Annotated in this window: 17 protein-coding genes; 14 read left to right on the forward strand and 3 right to left on the reverse strand. The window is 67.8% G+C overall.

Features of this window, described 5'->3' with window-relative positions; translation table 11 throughout:
* Positions 1-53 precede the first annotated feature (53 nt).
* From CKO28_RS05130 to CKO28_RS05155, 6 genes are all read left to right on the forward strand, one after another.
* Entirely contained in the window at positions 54-1,403 is a 1,350-nt protein-coding gene (locus tag CKO28_RS05130) for an MFS transporter (RefSeq protein WP_200339458.1), read from the forward strand.
* 87 nt (positions 1,404-1,490) lie between these two features.
* Positions 1,491-2,432, forward strand: coding sequence for a hypothetical protein (locus tag CKO28_RS05135; RefSeq protein ID WP_200339459.1), 942 nt, complete (start codon positions 1,491-1,493; stop codon positions 2,430-2,432).
* Positions 2,433-2,466: 34 nt separating this feature from the next.
* Positions 2,467-3,216: an HNH endonuclease gene (locus CKO28_RS05140; RefSeq protein ID WP_200339460.1), complete on the forward strand. Its 750-nt coding sequence runs from the start codon at positions 2,467-2,469 to the stop codon at positions 3,214-3,216.
* Between the two features lie 86 nt (positions 3,217-3,302).
* Positions 3,303-4,991 (forward strand): sensor histidine kinase, encoded by a 1,689-nt coding sequence (locus CKO28_RS05145; RefSeq protein ID WP_200339461.1) that lies wholly within the window; start codon positions 3,303-3,305, stop codon positions 4,989-4,991.
* Between the two features lie 144 nt (positions 4,992-5,135).
* Positions 5,136-7,214: an NAD-dependent DNA ligase LigA gene (ligA, locus tag CKO28_RS05150; protein WP_200339462.1), complete on the forward strand. Its 2,079-nt coding sequence runs from the start codon at positions 5,136-5,138 to the stop codon at positions 7,212-7,214.
* A gap of 528 nt (positions 7,215-7,742) precedes the next feature.
* On the forward strand, positions 7,743-8,486 hold the full coding sequence (locus CKO28_RS05155; protein ID WP_200339463.1) for an MBL fold metallo-hydrolase: 744 nt from the start codon (positions 7,743-7,745) through the stop codon (positions 8,484-8,486).
* A gap of 53 nt (positions 8,487-8,539) precedes the next feature.
* Here CKO28_RS05155 and CKO28_RS05160 read toward each other — a convergent pair whose 3' ends face one another.
* The 3 genes from CKO28_RS05160 to CKO28_RS05170 form a co-directional block, all read right to left on the reverse strand.
* Complete coding sequence (locus tag CKO28_RS05160; RefSeq protein ID WP_207168744.1) at positions 8,540-8,854, reverse strand: hypothetical protein; 315 nt, start codon at positions 8,852-8,854, stop codon at positions 8,540-8,542.
* Between the two features lie 181 nt (positions 8,855-9,035).
* Positions 9,036-9,572: a hypothetical protein gene (locus CKO28_RS05165; RefSeq protein WP_200339465.1), complete on the reverse strand. Its 537-nt coding sequence runs from the start codon at positions 9,570-9,572 to the stop codon at positions 9,036-9,038.
* Between the two features lie 8 nt (positions 9,573-9,580).
* Positions 9,581-9,814 carry a hypothetical protein gene (locus CKO28_RS05170; RefSeq protein WP_200339466.1) on the reverse strand — a complete coding sequence of 78 codons (234 nt, stop codon included), beginning with the start codon at positions 9,812-9,814 and terminating at the stop codon, positions 9,581-9,583.
* 286 nt (positions 9,815-10,100) lie between these two features.
* On the opposite strand from CKO28_RS05170, the gene CKO28_RS05175 reads away from it, so the two are divergent.
* From CKO28_RS05175 to CKO28_RS05210, 8 genes are all read left to right on the forward strand, one after another.
* Positions 10,101-10,667: a hypothetical protein gene (locus CKO28_RS05175; protein ID WP_200339467.1), complete on the forward strand. Its 567-nt coding sequence runs from the start codon at positions 10,101-10,103 to the stop codon at positions 10,665-10,667.
* Positions 10,668-10,776: 109 nt separating this feature from the next.
* A complete protein-coding gene (locus tag CKO28_RS05180) occupies positions 10,777-12,507 on the forward strand; it encodes an ATP-binding protein (RefSeq protein ID WP_200339468.1) in 1,731 nt (576 codons plus the stop codon).
* A 96-nt stretch (positions 12,508-12,603) separates the two neighbouring features.
* Entirely contained in the window at positions 12,604-12,867 is a 264-nt protein-coding gene (locus CKO28_RS05185; RefSeq protein WP_200339470.1) for a hypothetical protein, read from the forward strand.
* Positions 12,849-13,913 carry a GGDEF domain-containing protein gene (locus CKO28_RS05190; protein WP_200339472.1) on the forward strand — a complete coding sequence of 355 codons (1,065 nt, stop codon included), beginning with the start codon at positions 12,849-12,851 and terminating at the stop codon, positions 13,911-13,913. The genes CKO28_RS05185 and CKO28_RS05190 overlap by 19 nt, the downstream gene beginning before the upstream one ends.
* Before the next feature lie 317 nt (positions 13,914-14,230).
* Positions 14,231-14,782, forward strand: coding sequence for an HNH endonuclease (locus CKO28_RS05195; RefSeq protein ID WP_200339474.1), 552 nt, complete (start codon positions 14,231-14,233; stop codon positions 14,780-14,782).
* Between the two features lie 94 nt (positions 14,783-14,876).
* Complete coding sequence (locus tag CKO28_RS05200) at positions 14,877-15,341, forward strand: GNAT family N-acetyltransferase (protein ID WP_200339476.1); 465 nt, start codon at positions 14,877-14,879, stop codon at positions 15,339-15,341.
* Between the two features lie 210 nt (positions 15,342-15,551).
* On the forward strand, positions 15,552-16,889 hold the full coding sequence (locus tag CKO28_RS05205; protein ID WP_200339478.1) for an adenylate/guanylate cyclase domain-containing protein: 1,338 nt from the start codon (positions 15,552-15,554) through the stop codon (positions 16,887-16,889).
* A gap of 114 nt (positions 16,890-17,003) precedes the next feature.
* Positions 17,004-17,396, forward strand: coding sequence for a hypothetical protein (locus CKO28_RS05210; protein WP_200339480.1), 393 nt, complete (start codon positions 17,004-17,006; stop codon positions 17,394-17,396).
* Positions 17,397-17,820 lie beyond the last annotated feature (424 nt).

The following is a 17,820-nucleotide window of genomic DNA, read 5'->3' on the forward strand; positions in this document are numbered from 1 at the left end:
CGGCCCCACGCGGCCGGCATCGTGATTCGCCCCCGCCTGCCAAGGTCCCACGGATGCTTCGCCAGATCGCCCCGATCTCCACGCTCCTGAGCGGTAACAGCCTGATGATGGTCGGCACCGCCCTGCTCGGCATCGCCGTGCCGCTGGAGATGCGCGCGGCCGGCCTGTCTAGCAGCATGATCGGTCTTGCGATGTCGGCGTTCTTCGCCGGACAGATGCTGGGCGCGCTGCGCGGGCGCACATTGATCCAACGGGTGGGTCATATCCGTGTTTTCTCGGCCCTCAGCGCCCTGTTCGCCGGCACGGCAATGATCTACCACCTCGCCGGCGTCGAGCCGGCGGTCTGGATCGCCATGCGCCTGATCCAGGGGTTCTGTTTCGCCGGGATCGTCGCCACGATGGAGAGCTGGCTCTCCGAGCGCGCCACCCAGCAGAACCGCGGCCAGCTGTTCGGCATCTACATGGTGGTCGGCGCCGTGGCAGTGATCGCCGGCCAGTTCCTGGTCAATCTCGAAGGCTCCGCGGCGTCGGCAACCTACATGGTCGCAGCACTCGCTGTGGCGCTCTCGATCGTCCCGATCGCGCTCACGCGGACCCCGGCGCCCCGGATCGACGATCTGGAAATGCTGAGCGTGCGCCTGCTCTACCGTGTCTCGCCGACCGGCATGGTCGGCGCGGCCGTCTCGGGCCTGCTGATCGGCAGCTTCAGCGGACTCGGCCCGGTCTATGCCGCCGAGATCGGGCTTTCCACGCTGCAGATCTCCGCCTTCATGGCATCCGCCGTGCTCGGGGCCGCCCTGGCGCAGTTCCCGGTGGGCCGCCTGTCCGACACGCACGATCGCCGCATCGTCCTCCTAGGCGTGCTTGCCACGGTCACGATCTCGACCGCGGCGCTTGCCTGGCTGGTGGCGCCCTCGGGCAGTCTCGCGCTGGTGCTCCTGGCGGGCGGCGCGATCGGCGCCGGCATCAACACCGTCTACCCGATCGCCGCGGCGCAGACACTGGATCACGTCTCCCGGCCCCGCTACGTCGCGGCCATGAGCGGCCTGCTCGCAGCCTACAGCGCTGGCGCGATCGCGGGGCCGCTGGTTGCGGCGGTGGTGCTCGAGCTGGCCGGCTCGGCCGGCCTTCCGCTCATGCTGACCACGATCGCCGTCGCCTTCGGCGCCTTCACGGGCCATCGCATGATCGCCCGAAACCCGGTGCCCGACAGCCGACAGGAGCCGGTCCAGCCCGCGCACAGCCTCTACACGCCGGCGACGACCGAATTCGATCTCTACCCCGCCACGGATCCTGATCCGGCGACTGAGGCCGAGCCCCTCGATCCACGCGACACCGGCGGATACCCGGATGGCGGCGAGGCGGCTGACGTCGCCGGTACGCCGACGTCGAAAGCCGCCTGATCGCCCCGATGCGCGCCCGTCACGACGCCAACTGGCCCACGCTTCCAAATCCCTCAGCGACGCACACCGTTGAGGAGCCCGGGCGCCATGCCGCCGCAAAACCAGGACCTGCCGCAGCCCGGCGACGTGATTCTCGCCTATCCGCCGGAGCGCGAGACGGCCGACCAGCCTGGCCGGCGGGCCCAGCCCGTGCTCGTGCTGGCCTGCACCAAGGTCGCGCGGATCGATGGCACGGACGCCCTCAAGATCACGGTGGCCCGCGGCCGGGCCAGCAACCTGGACCGCCTGTTCCCGGGCGAGCTCACGATCGCGTCGCCCGAGGGCATGCAAGCCGCCGGCCTGACCCGGGCGCGCAAGTTCGACCTCACCGACCAGGTGGAGATGCCCTACAACCGCCAGCATGCGATCTTCGGCCGGGCTGGGACACCGGTGCTCGGCCGCCTGAGTGCGGCGGACATGCAGGCGGCCAGGGTCGCCTACGGGCGTGCGAACAACGTCCGCCGGGTGCGCGAGGCCGGCGGCCTGCCAAAGGTGCCGGCCCTGCTGCCCGACCTGCCGCGCGCGGGCGACATCGCCTATCTCTACGCCCCCTATCACGACGCACCGGACCGGCCTGGCCCGAAGGCACGCCCCTGCATCATCACCGGCGTTCAGATCCGCAAGCGCCCGGACGGCAGCAAGCGGTGCTTCGTGCGGTTCTGTCCGGGCACCACGCAGAAGCTCTGGATGCAGCGACCGGGCGATCTGACCATCGAGGGCGACCAGGAGATCGCCGACTGCGGGATTGGCAAGGCCGGCAAGTTCCAGTTCGCCAAGGAGACCATGGTCGAATGGACGCCAGCCTATGTCGCCTTTAAGGGCAACAGCCCGATCCTCGGCAAGCTTACACCCGAGCTGTACCAGAAGGCCCGGAAGCTGCGGGCGGCGGTCGCCGCGCACCGCGATGTCCGTCCCCCGCAGGCACCGAGCCCCGAGCCACCCAAAACCCGCCGGGGCGAGACGACCCCGGAGATGATCGCGCAACCTTGAGCGCCGGCGCGCTCCGACCCAACTGGAAGGCGTTATGACCCGAACCTTCGGCGCGCTCGCCCTGTTGGCAGCGACCCTCCTGCTGATGTCGAGCCCGTCCGCCAGCGCCCATCCGGGTGGACTCGACGCGCACGGCTGTCATCACGACCGCCAGAACGGCGGCTACCATTGCCATCGCGGGCCTCTCTCCGGCCACGCCTTCCAGAGCAAACAGGCGATGCTCCGCCAGCTCGAGGGCGTGAGCGGCGGCGCGACCACCAGCGGCGCACCGGCGCCGGGCGGCTATCAGGAGTACGATCGCGATCTCTACCGTCACTGGACCGACGACGACGGCGACTGCCAGAACGTCCGCCACGAAGTCCTGATCGCCGAGAGCCGGGTTCCGGTCAGCCTGACCGCCGATGGATGCCGCGTCGTCACCGGCGAATGGCACGATCCCTACACCGGCCGCGTCTTCAAGCGCGCCCGCGATCTCGACGTCGACCATGTCGTGCCGCTCGCCGAGGCGCACCGCTCGGGCGGCTACCGCTGGTCCGCCGCGCAGCGCGAGCGCTACGCCAACGACATGAGCGCCCCGGAGCATCTGATGGCGGTCGAGCTCGGCGCGAACCGTTCGAAGGGCGCCGACGACCCGGCGCGCTGGCTCCCGGAGAACCGGGCCTACCGCTGCGCCTACGTGCGCACCTGGGTCGCCATCAAGCAAGGCTGGGGGCTCTCGATGGATCCCGCCGAGCGCAGGGCGATCGCCCAGGTCGAGCGAACCTGCGCCAATCGCGGCCAGTAAACCCGGACCAAACCAATTTTGTTTACGAAATTCGGTCAAAGCGCTAGCCTGTTTAGAGACGGGCCGCCGTCACAGGGACTGCCAAGATGACATCAAACCCTCCGTGCACCACGCCGGAGACCTTCCTCGCCGATCAGATCCCGCTACCGCTCTGGATCTATTCGGTCCAGCACAACGCGTTCCGGTGGGCGAACGATCCGGGGCTGCGGTTCTGGGGTGCTCCCGACCTCGAGACCTTCCGCGCGCGCGACCTCTCCGACATCCGCAGGGTCACGCGCGACCGGCTTCGGGTGATGTCCGAGCGCCTGCGCAAGCACGAACAGATCACCGAGATCTGGACCGTCTATCCCCGCGGTGTCCCGCGCACCGTCGACATGACGATCTGGCGGATCAACTGGGAGGGCGAAGTCTGCCTCGCGCTGATGGCGCTGCCGCGGATCGCCAGCGAGGGCGCGGAGGCCCTGAAGCAGCGCGACGACGTCCTCCGGGCGGTGGTCTCCTCGGCCGAGCGCCTCCTGACGGGCCGGTCCTGGGAGCGCGAGTGCCAGCGGATGCTGGGCACGGTCGGGCCCGCGGCCGGCGTCGACCGCTGCTACTTCTTCGAGGTCACGCCCGCCGCCGACGGCCATCGGCGCATCGCGAACCAGCGCTTCGAGTGGTGCGACGAGGGCATCGAGCCGCAGATAGACAGCCCCGACCTGCAGGGTATCGACCTTATCGAAGCCGGCTTCGACACCTGGGTCGACCGTTTCGAGCGGGGTCTGCCGCACGTGATCTCGGGCCCCGAGCAGATGGGTGCGGGCGAGCGCGAAATCCTGGAACCTCAGGACATCGAGGCGCTGTGCGTCCATCCGGTCTTGTCCGACGAGCAGCTCGCCGGCTTCATCGGCTTCGACATCGTTCGCGACGCGGACGAGCGTTCGTTTGCGGGCTGGTCGGCTCACCTAATCGACGCGCTCTCCGCGGCCGCGCACATGCTGGGGGCGGGGCTGAGCATGCGCTCAACCCAGGCCCGGCTGGGCCAGGCGCTGGTCAACGCCCAGGAGGCGGCACAGGCGAAGTCCGCCTTCCTGGCGCAGATGAGCCACGAGCTCCGCACGCCGCTCAACGCGGTGATCGGCTTCGCCCAGGTCATGGAGCAGGGCTTATACGGCGAGATCCAACCGCCCTACAGCCGCTACGCGCGCGACATCCGACGCTCCGGCGAGCACCTGCTGGGTATCATATCCGACGTTCTCGATCTGGAGCGCGGCCAGAGCGGCCGGATCGCGCTCAACCTCCGGACGGTCGACCTCAAGGAGCAAATCCTGCAACCGGCCGTGCGCCTCGTCTCCGAGCGCGCGCAGCGCCAGGACGTGTCGATTTCGATCAACGCAGACCTGGGCCTGCCGCAGGTCCACTGCGACCCGCGCCGGCTCACGCGCGTGGTCGTCAATCTGCTCTCCAACGCGATCAAGTTCTCGCCCTATGGCGAGGTCATCACGCTCACCGCTCAACCGACCGGCAACGACGCTCTGGAGGTCTCGGTCACGGACCGTGGCCGCGGCATGTCAGAAGAGGAATGCCGCGAGGCTGTCGAGCCGTTCGTCCAGGTGGGCGCACGGCACGAGGCCCATCCCGAGGGCGTCGGCCTCGGTCTTGCGATCGCCCGCGAAATCGCCCGTCTGCACGACGGCGACATCCGGCTCGAAAGTGTCCGAGACCAGGGCACGACGGCGGTCTGCTGGATCCCCTTGCGTACCCGAGCACGCCGGGAAGAAGACCGCGCGGCCTGAGCCGGCCGACGGCCTACTCCGGCCGCACGGCCGCCTCCGACGTCAACATCATCCCGTCACGCCAGGCCGTCCGGCCGGCCGTGCTGCCTGACCCCATTTCCTGGGCGAGAGCGCGCTTTGGTCGCGATGCCCGAGGAGTAAGCTGTGTCCGATACCCCGACCCCCGTCGCACCTGACGAGTCCGACGCCCGCCGCGAGCTCGCCCGTCTGGCGGCCGAGATCGCGCACCATGACCTCCTGTACCACCAGCTGGACGCGCCCGAGATCTCGGATGCCGCCTACGATGCCCTGCGCCGGCGCAACCTCGAACTGGAACAGGCCTACCCGCATCTGGTGCGCGCGGACAGCCCCGAGCGGCGCGTCGGCTTCACGCCGGCGGACGGTTTCCAGCAGGTAACCCATGCCCAGCCGATGCTCTCCCTTGAGAACTGCTTCGAGGACGCTGAGGTCGAGGAGCTCCTGCGGCGCATCCGGCGCTTCCTCGCGCTCGACGAGGCGGCTGCGATCGAGTTCTTCGCCGAGCCCAAGATCGACGGCCTGAGCTGCTCGCTGCGCTACGAGGACGGCTATCTCGTCCAGGCCGCAACCCGCGGGGATGGCACGGTCGGCGAGGACGTCACGGCGAACATCCGCCACGTCGCGGACGTACCGCAAAAGCTCAGCGGCACGGGCTGGCCGCAGGCCCTTGAGGTGCGCGGCGAGGTCTACATGGCCCGCAGCGCCTTCCGGAAGCTGAACGCAGCCCAGGAGGCCGCGGGCCGCAAAACCTTCGCCAACCCGCGTAACGCCGCCGCCGGCTCGCTGCGCCAGCTGGAGCCCGGCGTCACCGCCGCGCGCCCGCTCGCCTTCTTCGCCTACGGCTGGGGTGACTGCAGCGAGGCGATCGGGAACACGATCCAAACGGCCCGCGCGAACTTGACCCGCTGGGGCTTCATCCCGACCCACCCGTCGCGCCTGTGCTACGGCGTCCAGGACCTCCTGGCCTACTACGCGGAGATCCAGGAGCAGCGCGCCGACCTCGACTTCGACATCGACGGCATCGTCTACAAGGTCAACGATCTCGCGCTGCAGAAGCGCCTGGGCTTCGTCTCCCGCGCGCCGCGCTGGGCGGCCGCGCACAAATTCCCCGCCGAGCGCGCGACCACGCGGCTGGAGAGGATCGCCATCCAGGTCGGCCGCACCGGCGCCCTCACGCCCGTCGCGCACCTGGAGCCGGTCACCGTGGGCGGGGTCGTGGTGTCCCGGGCGACCCTGCACAACGCCGACGAGATCGCGCGCAAGGACATCCGCGAGGGCGACACCGTCGTCATCCAGCGCGCCGGTGACGTGATCCCGCAGGTGGTCGAGGTGGTAAGAGAGAAGCGCCCAGCCGAGTCCGCGCCATGGGCGATGCCCGACACCTGCCCCGAGTGCGGCAGTTCGGCGGTCCGCGAAGCGGATATGGCCGTGACCCGCTGCACCGGCGGCCTGATCTGCCCCGCGCAGATGAAGGAGCGCCTGAAGCATTTCGTGTCGCGCGAGTGCCTGGATATCGACGGCCTGGGTCAGAAGAACCTTGTCGAACTGATCGACCGCGGCCTGGTGCGAACACCCGCCGACATCTTTCGGCTGTGGGACGAGGAGCCCGCGATCGCCAGCTGGCAGGGCTGGGGCGAGCGCTCCGCCGAGAAGCTGATCGAGGCCATAGAGGCCCGGCGCACGGTGCCGCTGGAGCGGTTCGTCAACGCCCTCGGAATCCCGCAGGTCGGCGCCAGCACAGCCAAACTTCTGGCCCAGCACTACGGCAACCTGACAGCGATGCGCACCGCGCTCGAGTCCGACCAGAAAGCCGCCCGCGAGGACCTGCTCTCGATTGACGGGGTCGGCCCGGCGATGGCCCAGGACATCCTCGACTTCTTCGCCGAGCCGCAGAACCGCGACACCCTGGACGCCCTGCAGCGGGAGCTCACGGTCGCCGACGCCAAGGCGCCGGCCTCCGGCGGAGCGCTTGCGGGCAAAACGGTCGTTTTCACGGGGTCCCTGTCGATCTCGCGCGCGGAGGCCAAGAGCCAGGCGGAGACCCTGGGGATGAAAGTCTCCGGTTCGGTTTCCGCCGAGACCGACTACCTCGTGGCGGGCGCCGATGCCGGATCGAAACTGACGAAGGCCCGGGCAGCCGGCGTGCGGGTCCTCGACGAGGATGGCTGGGCCGCGCTGATCAGTGACCCGGGCCTCGGTGCCTGATCGTATGAGCTGGAGGAGCCGATGACCGCTCCACACCAATACACCTGGCAGCGCCACTCGCCCGGGCACTGGGTTCTCGTGCCCGCCGGCACCGGCGGGAATGCAATCGCCATCGTCTCCCGACGCCCCCAAGGCGAGGTTCCGGTAAACCGGGCCTTCCCTCAGCCACGCTACCGCGCGGAGGTCCACGCCGGGCGACGTGCGATCTGGGCTCTTGTCGGCTCGGTTCCTGCCGGCCGCAAGTGGGCCGAGCGCATGCTCGCCCATCATCCTGGCCCCGGCGTGCTCGACGCCTCGCGATCGGCGTGACCGGCCTTCCGGGCTGGCAACCTTCCGTCAACGCCGGAGCGTATAGACTCCCCTGTTCAGGGTCGGGTCCGGCCAAGCACGTGTGACGGGCCGCACGCGTGCGGGGGCAAATCACCCATCCCGTTCGCGGAGCCGCCCCCACGTTCAAGCTATGGGACCGCCGGCAACCGGCCGGTTGGCCGCCGCGCAGGACATCGCCCGACCAGGGAGAGTGAAGGGATGCAGCTGACCGTTCTTGGATGTGGTGACGCCTTCGGTAGCGGCGGCCGCAATCAGACCAGCTTTCACCTCAAGAGCCGCGGCGGGGAGATCCTGCTGGATTGCGGGGCCAACACCCTCGCGGCGATGGCGGCCTATGGCTGCGATCCCGAGGCGATCGACGCGATCGCGATCACGCACCTGCACGGCGACCACATAGGTGGCCTGCCCTACTTCCTGCTGCACCAGCAATACGTGGCAGGCCGGACCCGTCAGCTCGACCTGATCGGTCCGAGCGACCTGCCGCACACGCTGCCGCGCCTGGTTGAGCTGCTTTACTCCAACCTGCGGCAGGACTGGAACTTCCCGCTCCGATACAGCAGCTGGCAGTCGGGCGATCCGCATCATTCAGCAGGGTTCACCTTGCGCGCCGAGCCTGTCGTGCACGGTATCGAGGCCTACGGGCTGCGCGCCGAGGCCGAAGGCGTCGTCCTTGCCTACTCGGGCGATACCGAGTGGACCGACACGCTGCCGCGGCTCGCCGATGGCGCCGACCTGATGATCGTCGAGTGCCACGGCTATGCACAGGCCTGCCCCGGTCACCTGGATTACAAGACGCTGGTGGTACGACGCGACCAGCTCCCGGCCCGGTCGCTAGCGCTCACGCACCTCTCCGAAGAGGCCCTGGCGGCGGGCGACCACATTGACTTGCCCGTCCTTCGGGATGGCCAGGTGTTCGATCTGTCGCGCGGCGCCGGTCGTTAGTCACAGAACCGGCGAATGGTCACACCCCCCCCCCCACTTGCCTCAGGGAGCGTCTAACACGCACCGACCGGCGCGGCGACAAGCTCCCAATGGATCAGAGCCTCTCGCAGCCATAGCGCCAGAACATCCCCAAAACCCCAGAACGCCGTTCCAACGCTGGTGGCGCCCGCCAGCCATGCGATCGCCTGCTGTTCTGATTCCGCGCCTACATGGATCGAGGACTCGAGCGCGCGTATCCAGCGAGTCAGCCGCGTTGCGTCCATTGGTTCGCCAAGCTTCTGGGGTGCGCCATTACTCGCCGAACCGAGCATTTCCTCCTCATGCTCCCGCAGATCTTCAAGCAGGGCGAGATGGAACTTCGGTTTCATCCAGATCGCCCCGAGTGCGATGATCACCCCCAGAGCACCACCCCTTCCTCCGTGCACCCATCCGCCTGGCCAGCTCGCGGCCAAAACGACTCCGGCCATCCCTGCAACGGTCACGACTGAGAAGAGTCCCAGGTATCGCCGACGCGCGATCGGATCGCCTCCACTCACCGTCATGCCCTCGCTATGACGGCGATTGATCGAGCTCGGAATCTCGATCCGTCTCCGCGCCTTTCGGCTGGAGGACGCGCTCACGCACCGCATCGAGCACACTCTGACGGATATCTTCCGTCATCTTCGCCACCATCATCCCGTGCACGATCTTTTCCCGTCGCACGACCAGGAGATAGGCAGCGAACGGCCACTCCCAGTCCCGCCTAACCTCCAGGCCTGCTGGAAGGCCGGGGATGTTCACGACCTGCAGGCTGTCGGGGTCTGGTGGTTTATCCCGGGTGAGCCGCGTCTTGAGGTCGTACGCGGCGCGCCAGGGACCGTAGGTTTCGCGCTGCCTGTGAAGCGTGCGGGCAACGGTGCGCCCATCCAGCAACTCACCAACGAGGAATCGAAGCTCAGCCCAGAAGACATCTCGGTCTGAGCTCCAGCAAAACTCATGAGCCGCGACATTTGAACGCCGGCGGATCCCTTCAACGAGATCGCGGTAGCGCTGTCGCCGCTTCGATCCCGACCCTTGTCGCCGGCCCGCCCCCACCATCCACTCCACTCAACCGGCTAATTCTCGCGCGGGTCGCGCGCCAGGTCATCGAGCAAGGCGTTGACCTTCTCGCGCTCGGCAGCCTCATCCGCGATAGGGGTCCGTCCCTCGTGGAACTCCTGCGCGAGCAGTTGAAGTGCCTCACACAGCTTCGAGGAATAGGCCACCGGATCGAGGATCACCGCAGCTGTATCGGCCTTGGTGTGCCCCTGGGTCACCGGACCGGAATACTCCTGCCCATATTTGTTCACGGCAAGCTCCCTATAGACCTGGACTTAGCGTTCAAAGATACGACACCAGCTCCCGCGATGCAAATATCCCAAGCGTGCCGAAACCCTCCTGAACACACTTGCTGCAAGATTTGCCTTGGTCCTTCCTTCGACTGAGCGGGTTTGAAGAAAATTCCGTGGATGTGACTGGAAATACGGCTTTTTTGATCTCCTTACGCAATACCCCAGCCGGACCGGGTTCTGGTTCCGGTCCCATTTTCCCGTCACGACCAACGCCTGCGTCGCGCCCGGCACGAAAGGAAACCGCATGGCCGCCAGATCGCTCGACCACAAGGCCGCCGTCGCCGCCGCGATGGATATCGCCTTCTTCACCTGCCAGGACAAGCCGATGCCGTTCTGGCCCGAGAACCTTCACATCAGTGATGCCGACGCCGAAGACGCGCATGCGCCCTTCATGACCGAGGCCATGCTCTACGGGCTCCTCGGCAAGGAGGACGCGCGCTCGTTGCTCAATCGCTTCCGAACCCTGATGACCGCCCTGGGCTACCCGGAGGAGTCGCAGCACTGGCTGCTGAACGAGGCGTACGAAACCCGCGTGCGCACCACCTTCACCCTCAAGATCGAGCGCGGTCCCGCCTATGACACGCTCAAGCAGGCGATCCGCAACCAGGGATCGATCCTGAAGCACGCCGGCAGCCCCCGGATCGACGGCAGCGAGCTCGTTTTCAAGGAGATCACCCACGCGCAGGAGGCCGCCCTCAGACGGGCGATCCGCGTCACCGGGTACCCGCACGCCCCGAGCGTTCAGTGTCGGCGCTTCCTGACCAGCCGCGATCTGGCCGAACTCAACCAGGACGCCGCGCCCGAGCACTGATCCTGGGCGCGCCCGCGTTGGAACACTCTCGTGAAGGCCCCCCCCGAGGCGCGGTCACCGCGCGCCGCGCCCGGGCGACCGCCCGACGCCCATTTCATGGAATCACCGAATGACCCAGCCCCGGCAGGAAACCCGCACCTTCGGCATGCACCCGAACCTCCTGATGGACGTCATCCGCAAGCAGGCCGGATCGATCTCCAAGGCCCTGCTCGAGGCCGTGATGAACTCGGGCGATGCGGGCGCCACCAGGTGCGAGATCGAGATCGACGCCGACCGCTTCTCGATCCGCGACGACGGCCGGGGATTCCAGAACGAGGCCGAGATCACCGCGCACTTCGAGACGTTCGGCACCCCGCATGAAGAGGGTGATGCCGTGTGGGGCCGATACCGGATGGGCCGCGGCCAGCTGATGAGCTTTGGCCGGAACAAGTGGGCCAGCAACGTCTTCCGCATGGAGGTGGACGTCAAGAACCGCGGGCTCGACTACGACCTCCACGTGGTCGACGCCAAGCACGCGGTTGCGGGCTGCCAGATCGAGGTCGAGCTCTACGAGCCGCTGCTGCCGAGCGACCTCGACCGCACGCTCAGGGAGTTCAAGGACATGGCGGCCTGGGTGTCGATCCCGGTGATCGTCAACGGCAAGATCCTCTCGACCGACCCCGCCACCGCGAGCTGGGACATCGTCGACGAGGACGCCTATATCCGGATCGCCTCAAGCCGGGCCACCCTCGACGTCTACAACCTCGGCGTCCTGGTCACGCGGATGCCCGCGCACACCTACGGCGTCGGCGGCGTCGTGGTCTCGCGCAAGCGCCTGGACGTGAACTTCGCCCGCAACGACGTGCAGCGTTCCTGCCCGGTGTTCCGGCGGATCGCCAAGCATCTGCAGGCCCACGCCAACCAGCAGAACGCCACCAAGGCCCGCCTGACCGACGCGGAGCGTCAGAACCTCGCCGACCAGGCGGTTGCCGGCGAGTTCGACCGGAAAACCCTTCCCGAGCTCAAGCTGATCACGGACGTCGCCGGCCGACAACACAAGATCTCGGTTCTCAACCAGTTCAACAGCGGCTCGCCCGGGCGCTTCGGCAGCCAGGTCGTGATCGCCCCGCGCGGCGACCAGCTGGCCGAGACGGCCCAGCAACGCGGGCTATGCCTTGCGATCTCGCAGGAGACCCTGGAACGCTTCGACGCCGCCAACGGGAGGGAACTGCTCGAGCGCCTCGGCGCGGCCATGGATCGGGCCTGGGGGCATGGTTATTTCTCCAGGGGGTACGCGCAAATCCCCGTGGTCTCGCGGGACTCGCTCTCCGATGTCATCAGCGACAATCACGTCCTTCTGAAGGCGCGCGAGCTCAAGCCGACCGAGAAGCTGATGCTGGAGACGCTGACCTACAGCAACCACTACATCGCGAGTGCCGTGAGCCGCAGCCCGCTGGTCGCGCACAGCGGCATGCGCAAGCTGGTTCTTGGCGTTTCCGAGACGGCGCTCGCCTGGACCGACGGCAGCAGCTTCATCGCCTTCGACCGGACTTACGTCGCCCAGCAGATGAAGCGCGGGTACGCCGGCGCCTACCAGCTGGCGCTGACGCTGCTCCACGAGTACCTGCACGACAGCGCCGACACCGAGAGCCACATCCACGACCACGCCTTCTACGAGGCGTACCACGAGCTCTCCGGCGACCACGACAGCGACCCCGTGGGCCGCGCGGCGGAAGCGATCGCCAAGCGGTTCGCGTTCGTGCTGCAGAAGGAGGGGCGCAAGCCGTCGAGCGCGTACCTCAAGACCACCGACCACAACGCCACAATCGAGCGCACGCGCGACCGGCTCGACCTGGATTGACCGTTGCGCTCCGCGAGTCCGGTATTCGTGAGCTTTTTTACCGTTGATTAAAGGCTGTGCGGGCAGGCTCTCGTCGGTTCGAACGGGAGCCCCCGGATGGTCGCCTCGAAAGCGGAACAGATCGTAGAGACGGTCGCCAGCGCACCGGCGCGGGCGGAGGTGCCAGCCCTGCTCGCCGAGCAGTTCGAGCGACATCATCGCCACATGATTGAGCTGGCCGCGAACCTGATACGGTCCGGCCTGCCCGAGGCGGAGGTCCGCCGCGTGATCCGGGCCGCGATGGACTCCTGGGAGGCCGAGCTCGTCGACACCATCATCACCCTTGGCGGGGGCGACCAGGAATGCCGGACTGCAAGCTGACCGATGAGCAGGCGCGGCTCGCCGCGCTGCACCGCTATCAGATCGTCGACACCGGGCGCGAAGCGCCGTTCGACAAGATCACGGCCCTCGTGAAGAGCGTCCTGCGGGTGCCGATCGCCGCCGTTTCCCTGATCGACCTGGACCGCCAGTGGTTCAAGTCGATCCAGGGGCTCGACGCCAGCGAGACGTCACGGGACGTGGCCTTCTGCGCGCACACCATCCAGCAGCGGGCGCCCCTGGTTATCCCGGACGCGCGGCTCGACCCTCGCTTCGCGGCCAACCCCCTGGTTCAGACGCCACCCTTCATCCGTGCCTACATCGGCGCTCCGCTGGAGACCCCGGAAGGGTACAGCGTCGGCTCGCTGTGCGCGATCGATACCGAGCCGCGCATCTTCGACCAGCACCAGGCGGGGATCCTGCAGAGCTTCGCGCAGCTCGTCGTCGACGAGCTCGAACTGCGTCAGGTCGCCACCACAGATGCTCTGACGGGGCTGATGACCCGCCGCGGTCTCATGAGCGAGATCGATCAGGAGATCGGCCGGGCGCGGCACTACGGCCGCCAGGCCGCTCTGGTCCTGTTCGACATCGATCACTTCAAGGCGATCAACGACACGCTCGGGCATCCGGCGGGTGACGCGGTGCTGCGCGCGGTCGCCCGCCAGTGTGCCGGCGACATCCGGATCGGCGACAGGATCGGCCGCATCGGTGGGGAGGAGTTCGCGCTTTTGCTGCCCGAAACCCCCATCGAAGGCGCGCAGGTGGCGGCCGAGCGCCACCGCGAGGCGATCGCCGGCCTCCAGGTGCCCTACCAGGACAGGTGCATCCGCGTCACTGCCAGCTTCGGGATCTGTCCGCTCGCCGGTCACATCGCGGACGCGCAGGGCTGGCTCGCGGAAGCGGACCAGGCCCTCTACGACGCCAAGCGCCGTGGCCGCAACCGCTGCTGCACCGCCCCGGCCTATCTGACCGGCCGCGAACGCCCCGCGCATGGAAGCGTCAGTTTCTCGGAAATCCCTGACATCCAAACGCTGGAGCGCGAGGCCTGATCCGCGCGCCGCGACTTTCCTGAAACGCTTATCTGGCCGGCGCCGCCCTCGCCTACCCGGCCGAGAAACCGCGTCCGCACGCCGGATTGGCGCACGGACGCGGTCCCACTCGATAAGTCGTGCTCAACAGACGCGCTGTATGAGCGGCCTGCGGCGCCCGTGGCGCCGCATCGACCGCTTATCAGTCAACCGACCCGGCGTGAAGTGCGCCTGTGCGCCCGTGCCGCGCGGCCGACCGCGTGATCCTACGCCATATCCTGGTTGAGCGGCCTGGCCGCAATGCCGGGCTGCTGCCTCGAACGGCTGCAGGACCCGTCATGATCGCACCGTCCGCCTGCCCCGCGCTCGTGCTGAACGCCGACTTCCGGCCGCTTTCGCTGCTCCCCCTCTCCACCTGGTCCTGGCAGGACGCGCTCCGCGCCGTGCTCGAGCGCCGCGTGACGCCCGTAGCCTACTATGACAGGTGCGTGCGTAGCCCGAGTACGGAGCTTCGCCTGCCGGCCGTGATCGCGCTCAAGCGCTACATCAGCCTCGATCGGCCGGCGCCGCTGACCCGGCTGAACCTGTTCCTGCGCGACGACTTTACCTGCCTGTTTTGTGGCCTCCGGCTAGCTGTCGAGCAGCTGACCTTCGACCACGTCTGTCCGCGCGCCCAGGGCGGTATCTCCAGCTTCGGCAACCTGGCGACCGGCTGTGGCGCCTGCAACGGGCGCAAGGCGGACCGAACGCCAGAACAGGCGGGCATGCCGCTACTGAAACAGCCCTGCCATCCGACCCTAGCCCAGCTGAACGTGCAGGCAAGACGCCACCCGCCGCGTTTCATCCGGCCCGAGTGGGTGGATTACTGGACCGTGGAGCTCGAACCGTGACGCCACCCGGCCGCGACCCCATCTCCCCGCTCGCATCCAGTCTCAAGACGATCATCGAAAGGCTTCCCATGACGCCTCGCGGAATGCGCCAAGCATGAGTTTCCGCGTCCGTGCCGCCACCCTGTCGGATCTTCCCGGCGTCCTCGCCATCTGCCGCGGCCACCCGCGGCGCACAGCCCAGATCGACATCGCCCCGCAGCAGTTCGCCGCGGCCGTCGACGACGCCGCGTTCGCAGGTGGCGACAGTGAGCATCAGCTGCTGGTCGCGGTGCAGGACACCGCACCGGATCGGGTTCTGGCCTTCCTGCTGCTACGTCATCTCCCCGACCGGCTCACCCTCCTGCAGGGCCTTGGCGTCGACCCCACCGAGACCGGGCGGGGTATCGGCGGTCGACTGCTTCATCGCGCCCTGGGCGAGGCGTGCCTGCGCGAGGCCGCGCAGATCCAGACCCGACGCGGCCCTGGCGACGCCTACCTCGCCCGCTTTGGATTCCGGCCGGGCTTGAAGGGCCAGCTCGCGCGGGATCTGCGCCGAGCGCCGCCCGCCGTCGCGGCTTGAAGGCGGGCGGCGCCTGCCAAGCCCGTCGGCTTTCACGCGAAAGCTCGACTTAACCATCAAGCTATAGATTGGTGGCCCACGCTGACCGGCGTCCCAAAGCGCCAGAGCGCACCCACCTTCCCGGTGTGACCAGGGTCACAAGGTCACGGCCGCCGTCCAGCGAGGTCTTCGCGTTCCATGAGCCCCCGATCGACGCCCAGGAGGAGCCGCTTGCGCGGGTTCCTGCGCTATCGTGCGGGGCCGGCGCTGGTGGCGATGCTCGCAGGCCTCGCGGTGATCTTGCTGGAATTCCTCGATCCACTCGCGCTCGACGCGCTTCGGGCCGGCGCCTTCGCCGGATTCGACGCCTTCGCGGCGCGTAGCGGCGACTGGCCCGACCCCGCGAACCTCCCGGTCCGTCCGGGCTGGGGCAAGGTCTTCGAGCTCAGCCTCTCACTTGTCGCCGCGACTGGTCTGGCAATCGCGATGCCCTACATGGGAGCCGCGGCGATCTCCGTGGTCGGCCCCGCGATGATCGCGGGCTACGTCGCGGCATCGGCCTACGTCTACATGAACATCGGCCTGCAGATCGATCCGGCGATGCCGGCAGCGAGCCTGCTTGCGACTTATCTCGTGGGGCTAATCGCGCTGCTCTGGATTGTGCCCGACCGCTCGCGCGCGGCCATGCGCAATTACATGGACCCGCGCGTGGCCGAGGAGCTCGCGACCAACGCGGGCAATCCCACGCTCGTGGGCGAAACCCGCGATCTCACGGCGATGTTCTGCGATCTGCGCGGATTCACCGGCCTGTCGGAGAAGAGGGACCCGGCGGAACTCGTCCGCCTGATGTCGGAGATCTTCGATCCGCTCGCCAAGATCATCCAGGATCACGGCGGAACGGTCGACAAGTTCCTAGGCGACGGCCTCATGGCCTTCTGGGGTGCCCCACGTCACCAGCCTGATCACGCCGACCTCGCCTGCGGCGCGGCGCTGGCGATCCGCAAGTGGCTGAAACGGGAAACCCAGGAGCGCCAGGAGGCCGGCGACTGGCCGGACGTACGCATTGGCATCGCGGTCAACAGCGGCCAAGCCTACGTCGGATCGATCGGCGGGCCGGCGCGCCGCCACTACACTGTGCTCGGCGATGACATCAACGTCGCCAGCCGAATTCAGGAGCACTGCCGGATGCTCTCCGCCGACATCCTGATCGGCGCCCGGACCCGCGAGTTGATCGGCGCGCGTTACGCCGCGCTCTGGGTCGGTGATTACGACCTTCGCGGCCGGCGACAGCAGATCAGTCTGTACACGCTGGCCGGCCGCCACGCCGACGCGTTCAACACCCTGCTCGAGGCCCACGCAACCCTGATGCAGGCCTTGCAGAGCTCGCGCATGGAGGTCGCGCGGGCGTTCGCTGCCCAGACCCGTCTGCTCGCCCCGGCCGTCCTGCACCCCCTCTACGCTGCGCTGCTGGAGCAGCGGGGAGAAGAGCCGCCCGCCCGCCCGATCGCCTGGCGGGTGCGGGATGCGATCGCCAGTATTGAAGCCGGGCACGGGCAGGACGCCGCTTAAAGAGTCCCGCCTTTACCCGTTGTCTACCCTGATCCCGGCATTTCTTCGGTCAGCTGTCTCGCGCGCCGACTCGCCGGCGCCGCGCCCCAATGTCCGGATTCACGTGCACCCTCCATGACCGTTCATAGCTTCGAAACCGAAAGCCTGCCGACCCTGTTAGCGCACATCCGTGCAAGCATTGGCGAGGACGCGGAAATCCTAGACATCCTGCCCGACCCGGCGCGGCTGACGAAGGCGGGACCACTCGTGCTCATGGGCCCTACTGGCGTGGGAAAGAGTTCGCTTGGCGCCATTGAGGCTGGCGAGTGCGACCGGGCGGCCCGCACCTTCATGCAGGCAGGGGCACTCGACCTCGTGGTCACCAAGACCGACACGGTCCGCCGGCTGGGCAGCCTGGCGGCCGCGGCGCCGGGCCTCCGGCTGGCCGGCCACACTGAGGACCCCGCGATCCTGTCAGGTTTCAAGCCGCCGTCACAACAGATCCTAGTCGACCGCCTGACCGGATAACGGCTCCACGCATGGCCCCGGGAAGGACGCCCCGCGCGGTACGCGCGGGGCGTGGATGTTTAGGGTGTCACACTTGGTGGATCAGTAGCACCACTTAGAGCCGCGATAGTGCCACGTTCCGTTGTAGCAGCGCCCGTACCAGCTACCATACCCCGAGGTCGCGTCTAGCCAGCCGGACCAGCCGTGCCCCTTGTTCCGGGTGCTGCTACAATAGTTTGTGTAGCAATTATTATTTTTGTCATGAGGAGGGCAATACCTTATGCTCCAAGACACAGTCGAGGTGCAACTCACATACTGGGGATCGTCGTTCAGGATGTAGGTGGATCCGCGGCTGCGCCCCATCGTGGCGTTGCCGGACAGGTTGGTGGCCTTGAGGTAGAAGTACTGATTACCCTCGTGGCTCCCGTCGTTGCGGAAGTTCACC

It is taken from the genome of Rhodovibrio sodomensis (genome assembly GCF_016583645.1).
In the GTDB taxonomy this organism is placed as follows: domain Bacteria; phylum Pseudomonadota; class Alphaproteobacteria; order Kiloniellales; family Rhodovibrionaceae; genus Rhodovibrio; species Rhodovibrio sodomensis.

What these genes read in the sequence shown, in the direction of transcription:
- CKO28_RS05175 (WP_200339467.1), top strand. Translation starts at nt 10,101, where the DNA reads ATGGCCGCCAGATCGCTCGACCACAAGGCCGCCGTCGCCGCCGCGATG.
- CKO28_RS05190 (WP_200339472.1), top strand. Translation starts at nt 12,849, where the DNA reads ATGCCGGACTGCAAGCTGACCGATGAGCAGGCGCGGCTCGCCGCGCTG.
- CKO28_RS05145 (WP_200339461.1), top strand. Translation starts at nt 3,303, where the DNA reads ATGACATCAAACCCTCCGTGCACCACGCCGGAGACCTTCCTCGCCGAT.
- CKO28_RS05200 (WP_200339476.1), top strand. Translation starts at nt 14,877, where the DNA reads ATGAGTTTCCGCGTCCGTGCCGCCACCCTGTCGGATCTTCCCGGCGTC.
- CKO28_RS05185 (WP_200339470.1), top strand. Translation starts at nt 12,604, where the DNA reads ATGGTCGCCTCGAAAGCGGAACAGATCGTAGAGACGGTCGCCAGCGCA.
- CKO28_RS05195 (WP_200339474.1), top strand. Translation starts at nt 14,231, where the DNA reads ATGATCGCACCGTCCGCCTGCCCCGCGCTCGTGCTGAACGCCGACTTC.
- CKO28_RS05135 (WP_200339459.1), top strand. Translation starts at nt 1,491, where the DNA reads ATGCCGCCGCAAAACCAGGACCTGCCGCAGCCCGGCGACGTGATTCTC.
- CKO28_RS05160 (WP_207168744.1), bottom strand. Translation starts at nt 8,854, where the DNA reads ATGAAACCGAAGTTCCATCTCGCCCTGCTTGAAGATCTGCGGGAGCAT.
- CKO28_RS05140 (WP_200339460.1), top strand. Translation starts at nt 2,467, where the DNA reads ATGACCCGAACCTTCGGCGCGCTCGCCCTGTTGGCAGCGACCCTCCTG.
- CKO28_RS05155 (WP_200339463.1), top strand. Translation starts at nt 7,743, where the DNA reads ATGCAGCTGACCGTTCTTGGATGTGGTGACGCCTTCGGTAGCGGCGGC.
- CKO28_RS05210 (WP_200339480.1), top strand. Translation starts at nt 17,004, where the DNA reads ATGACCGTTCATAGCTTCGAAACCGAAAGCCTGCCGACCCTGTTAGCG.
- CKO28_RS05180 (WP_200339468.1), top strand. Translation starts at nt 10,777, where the DNA reads ATGACCCAGCCCCGGCAGGAAACCCGCACCTTCGGCATGCACCCGAAC.
- CKO28_RS05130 (WP_200339458.1), top strand. Translation starts at nt 54, where the DNA reads ATGCTTCGCCAGATCGCCCCGATCTCCACGCTCCTGAGCGGTAACAGC.